This window comes from Arthrobacter sp. Hiyo1 (assembly GCF_001263615.2).
Classification (GTDB): Bacteria; Actinomycetota; Actinomycetes; order Actinomycetales; family Micrococcaceae; genus Arthrobacter.
Map to the genome: position 1 here is coordinate 89,017 of NZ_DF952473.1, position 4,621 is coordinate 93,637.

The window sequence follows — 4,621 nt, forward strand, 5'->3', positions numbered from 1 at the left end:
CCCGCCCGGAATGAGACACGGGGGTTGACCGCCGTCGCGCAAAAGCAGGGCCTGCTACGGGCGAATCACGCTTAAGCGGCATCCCGCCGTCGACGTCTGCCATTGCCTGTTCGCGGACGGCGGCCATCCTTTGGACGACGGTGACTGCCGTTGCGGCGGCGAGGATGACAAGGGTCACCAGCAAGACGACGGGGGGCAGCCCCAGCCCGGTCAGACCGGTGACAAGGAGCACGGAAATAAGCCGCTCAGCGCGCTCGGCGATGCCCACATTGGCGTAGAAGCCAATGATTCAGCCTTGGCGCGGGCGTACGAAACCACCATCCCGAGCACCAGGCAGCCCAGGGACGCGATAGCAATCGCGCTGTTCCCGCCTCCCGTGAAGAACCAGATTGCGACGCCGGCGAAAATGGCGCCGTCTGCCAGCCGGTCCAGCGTGGAGTCGAGGAAGTTTCCCCACGGGCCGCTGCGTCCCTGTTCCCTTGCCATGATGCCGTCCACGACGTCGGACAGCGCGAAAACGGCGATCAGCAGCGAACCCCACCAGAGCTGGCCCAGGGGGTAGAGAATCAGGGCACCGAGAACTACGCCCGCGGTCCCGACGACGGTAACGGCGTCGGGCGAGACCCCCACCTTGAGCAGGAACCGGGCCAGGGGCGAGAACAGCCCGGTGAAGAACCCGCGGGCGTGCCGATTAAGCATCCGGCTCCCCGGACAGATCCGACTCTTCCGGCCAGGCGTCGGCCACTTGCTGGCGGACCTCGTCAAGGGTCTGGGTGACAGCCTTCGTCTGGGCGATGATGGGGAAAAAGTTACCGTCCCCGCCCCAGCGCGGAACTACGTGCTGATGCAGGTGGGCTGCGATGCCCGCCCCGCCGGCCACACCTTGGTTCATGCCCAGGTTGAAGCCGCTCGGGTTGGCCACCTTGCGCAGCACCCGCATCGCGGTCTGCGTGAGCTCCGCCATTTCCGCCGTTTCCTGCACGGTAATGTCCGTGTAGTCCGGAACATGCCGGTACGGGCACACGAGCAAGTGACCGGGGTTGTAAGGGAACAAATTGAGGACCACGTAGCACGTCTTGCCGCGGCGCACGATGAGGGATTCCTTGTCCGTGCGGCTCGGAGCCACGCAGAACGGGCAGTCGTCCTCGTTCTTGAACTGGTTCTGCCCACCCTTGATGTAGGCCAGGCGGTGCGGAGTCCACAGGCGTTGGAAGGCATCAGGAACACCTGCCAGGCCGAAGTCGTCAGTCACTTCGGCATCGCCCGGATAGTCAGCTGTCACGCCCGTGTTCTCCTGCATTTTTCCTGGCCCCCGCGGTGTCCGACTCGTCAGCTCTCGCGGTTCTTGACGGCGTCCACGATCCTTCGGACGGCCTCGGCAACGGGCACACCGTTGTCTTGGCTGCCGTCACGGAAGCGGAACGACACCGCACCGGCCTCTGCGTCCTCTCCGCCGGCAATGAGGACGAACGGAATCTTGTCCTTGCTCGCGGTGCGGATCTTCTTTGGGAAGCGGTCGGAGGAAATGTCCACTTCGGCACGGATACCCGCAGCCTTGAGCTGGCCAACGACGTCGAACATGTAGTCGTTGAACGCCTCAGCCACCGGAATGCCGACCACCTGCACGGGCGAGAGCCACGCGGGGAAAGCTCCCGCGTAGTGTTCGGTGAGGACGCCCATGAAACGCTCTACCGAGCCGAACAGCGCGCGGTGGATCATGACGGGGCGCTGGCGTGTGCCGTCGGCAGCCTGGAACTCCAACTCAAAACGCTCAGGCAGGTTGAAGTCCAGCTGGATGGTGGACATCTGCCAAGTGCGGCCCAACGCGTCCTTCGCCTGCACGGAGATCTTGGGGCCGTAGAACGCGGCTCCACCCGGATCCGGAACAAGTTCCAGCCCCGAGGCCTCGGCTACTTCTGCCAAGGTGCGTGTGGCTTCTTCCCAGGCGGCGTCTTCCCCAACGAACTTGTCTTCGTTCTTGGTGGACAGTTCAAGGTAGAAGTCGTCCAGTCCGTAGTCCTTGAGGAGGCCAAGGACAAAGTTCAAGGTGGTGGTGAGCTCGTCCTTCATCTGTTCGCGGGTGCAGTAGATGTGGGCGTCGTCCTGTGTCATGCCGCGCACGCGGGTCAGACCATGGACAACACCGGACTTCTCGTAGCGATACACAGAGCCGAATTCGAAGAGCCGCAGGGGCAGTTCCCGGTAGGAGCGGCCGCGCGAACGGAAGATGAGGTTGTGCATCGGACAGTTCATCGGCTTCAGGTAGTAGTCCTGGCCGGGCTTGCGCACGGTGCCGTCGTCGTTCAGTTCCGCGTCGATGTGCATCGCCGGGAACATGCCTTCCCTGTACCAGTCAAGGTGGCCGGAGACCTCGTAGAGGTGTCCCTTGGTGATATGCGGGGTGTAGACGAACTCGTATCCGGCGTCCACGTGGCGCTGGCGCGAATAGTCCTCCATCGCCTTGCGGATGATCCCGCCCTTCGGGTGGAACACCGGCAGTCCGGAGCCCAGCTCATCCGGGAAGGAAAACAGGTCAAGTTCCGCGCCGAGCTTGCGGTGATCTCGGCGCTCGGCCTCGGCGATGCGCTCCTGGTACGCCTTCAGCGCATCCTTGGTGGGCCAAGCGGTGCCGTAGATACGCTGCAACTGCTGGTTGTTCTGGTTGCCCAGCCAGTACGCCGCCGAGGAGCGGGTCAGGGCGAAAGCGTTGGAGATCAGTTTGGTGTTGGGCAGGTGCGGGCCTCGGCAGAGATCGCACCATACGCTGTCGCCGCTCTTGCGATCCACATTGTCGTAGATGGTGATTTCCCCGGCGCCCACCTCGACGTTGACGCCCTCTCCGGCGTCGGCGGCGTCGTTCTTCTTGCCCAGCAGTTCAAGCTTGTAAGGCTCGCCCTTCATGGCCTCGCGGGCTTCGTCCTCGGTGACGACGCGGCGCACGAACTTCTGGTTCTGGTTGATGATCTTCTGCATCATCTTCTCAAGCTGCCGCAGGTCTTCAGGAGTGAAGGGCTCGGCGACATCGAAATCGAAGTAGAAGCCGTCTGTGATGTAGGGACCGATTCCGAGCTTGGCGTCCGGACGAAGCTGCTGCACAGCCTGGGCCATCACGTGCGCGGTGGAGTGGCGGAGGACGTTCAGGCCGTCCGGTGAGTCGATGGTGATGCCGTCAACCTGGGCACCCTCGGGCAGCACTTGGTCGAGGTCCTTGAGTTCGCCGTCGACTCGGGCCACAACGACGTCGCGGCGCTCAAAGAAGAGTTCCGCGCCGGTGGTCCCCTCCGTCACCTTGGTCTCTTCGCCATCGACGATGAGGGTGATCTGCTGGGCATCTGACACGGGTGTCTCCTATTCATTGATAAGGCTTCATAGCTTGTGGCGTACGGGGACCACAGCCAGCCATCGTCCATCGTATCCGCTCGGGCTGGGGCAGCCAAAGCAGGCGCAGGCGTGCCGTTTTCCCCCCGAGGAGACTTGGCGGGACGGCATTTTCGGCATGCGTCATTGCAGCCCGTTCAATCCGTAACGGAGTGCCCTGTGGGAACTGGAGTGCGGGGCGGTTTGCGAACCCGCGCTATCGCAGGGCTACAAGCGGCCTGCTGCGCTTCTCACTTCGTGCTTCCGCCATGCGGGTTGGTGGAACAGATGCAAGTGGTGGGCCTGACGCTCAAGGGACGGCGTCCACCGTCCGTGGCTCCTGTCCTTGATGAGGGCTGTTCCGGCGATCTCCCGGAGTGTGGATATCCCGCGGACAGCCGATTGTTTGGTGGCAAAGGTCGTAGACATCGCCAGGATCTCGCCTTCACCGTCGCGCAGTGCAATCCTGTATCCATCGTTGGGTCCATCGACCAGCTCAAAGTATCCAGCCATTGTGTAGCCTCCTTTGAAACCTGAGGTTGTAAAGGACACCAACCAGTTTACAGAGTCAAAGCCGTGTCGTGGCGGGTTTTGGGACCGCCGCAATGGCTCCGGCAGGTCCACTAAGCCTTGGCTTGGAGCAATGCAAGGAGGGCACTGCCGTCCGGACTGCCCAGGCCTGTGCAGGGATCCCAACCGGTCCCGGCGTGGTAGCTTCCATTGGAGCCTGAGGTGATGTCATGGAAGCCCGACGCCGGTTGCTTGCCGTTTTGGTAAAGCAGCGGCTGGATCAGGCCGAAGCGCCTGTTGGTGGCCTGGGCGAGCCGGGCGACGAGGGCCGCCCAGAGCGGCGCCACCGCACTTGTTCCACCGATCACCATGTCTTTCCCGTCGACGCGCACCTGATAGCCGGTCTGCGGGTCGCAACGCCGCTGACATCGGGGACGCCCCTTCCGGCCTTCTTGGGCACAGGCTTGTGCTTGGCGTGCCCCGGGATCCCCGACTGCCAGGAGGGCGCCGGAAAGACGTCGCTGAATCCTCCGCCGGTAGCCGAGTTGGGTCCGTCGTTCCAGACCGTTTCCGCCCTGATGACACCTGTTGCAGTGTCCGCTTGAAGTCTGGTTCCGCCGCAGGCCAGCACATGCGGGCTCGACGCCGGGAAATCGGCGTGATCCTTGTTGTCGGTTGCGCCGTCGGCACTGCCGTTGTCCCCGGTGCCGCTGTCACCGTCACGCCGAGGGCCGCGGCGTCGGCCATGGCCTGG

The 4,621-nt window shown here is 63.5% G+C and carries 4 protein-coding genes and 1 pseudogene; all 5 read right to left on the reverse strand.

From position 1 onward, the window contains the following. Positions 1 to 94: 94 nt before the first annotated feature. Positions 95 to 699 (reverse strand): annotated as a pseudogene (pgsA, locus tag AHiyo1_RS15950) (phosphatidylinositol phosphate synthase); the annotation flags it as partial. Continuing rightward, positions 692 to 1,300: an HIT family protein gene (locus AHiyo1_RS15955; protein WP_059389209.1), complete on the reverse strand. Its 609-nt coding sequence runs from the start codon at positions 1,298 to 1,300 to the stop codon at positions 692 to 694. The pseudogene pgsA and the gene AHiyo1_RS15955, both read right to left, overlap by 8 nt. A gap of 29 nt (positions 1,301 to 1,329) precedes the next feature. Continuing rightward, positions 1,330 to 3,339 carry a threonine--tRNA ligase gene (thrS, locus tag AHiyo1_RS15960; protein ID WP_059389210.1) on the reverse strand — a complete coding sequence of 670 codons (2,010 nt, stop codon included), beginning with the start codon at positions 3,337 to 3,339 and terminating at the stop codon, positions 1,330 to 1,332. A 246-nt stretch (positions 3,340 to 3,585) separates the two neighbouring features. Further along, entirely contained in the window at positions 3,586 to 3,870 is a 285-nt protein-coding gene (locus tag AHiyo1_RS15965; protein ID WP_059389211.1) for a YegP family protein, read from the reverse strand. 110 nt (positions 3,871 to 3,980) lie between these two features. After that, complete coding sequence (locus AHiyo1_RS25635) at positions 3,981 to 4,259, reverse strand: hypothetical protein (RefSeq protein WP_216363228.1); 279 nt, start codon at positions 4,257 to 4,259, stop codon at positions 3,981 to 3,983. Positions 4,260 to 4,621 lie beyond the last annotated feature (362 nt).

Excerpts from the sequence above, each read along its gene's own strand:
- AHiyo1_RS15955 (WP_059389209.1), bottom strand. The coding sequence starts at position 1,300 with ATGCAGGAGAACACGGGCGTGACAGCTGACTATCCGGGCGATGCCGAA.
- AHiyo1_RS15965 (WP_059389211.1), bottom strand. The coding sequence starts at position 3,870 with ATGGCTGGATACTTTGAGCTGGTCGATGGACCCAACGATGGATACAGG.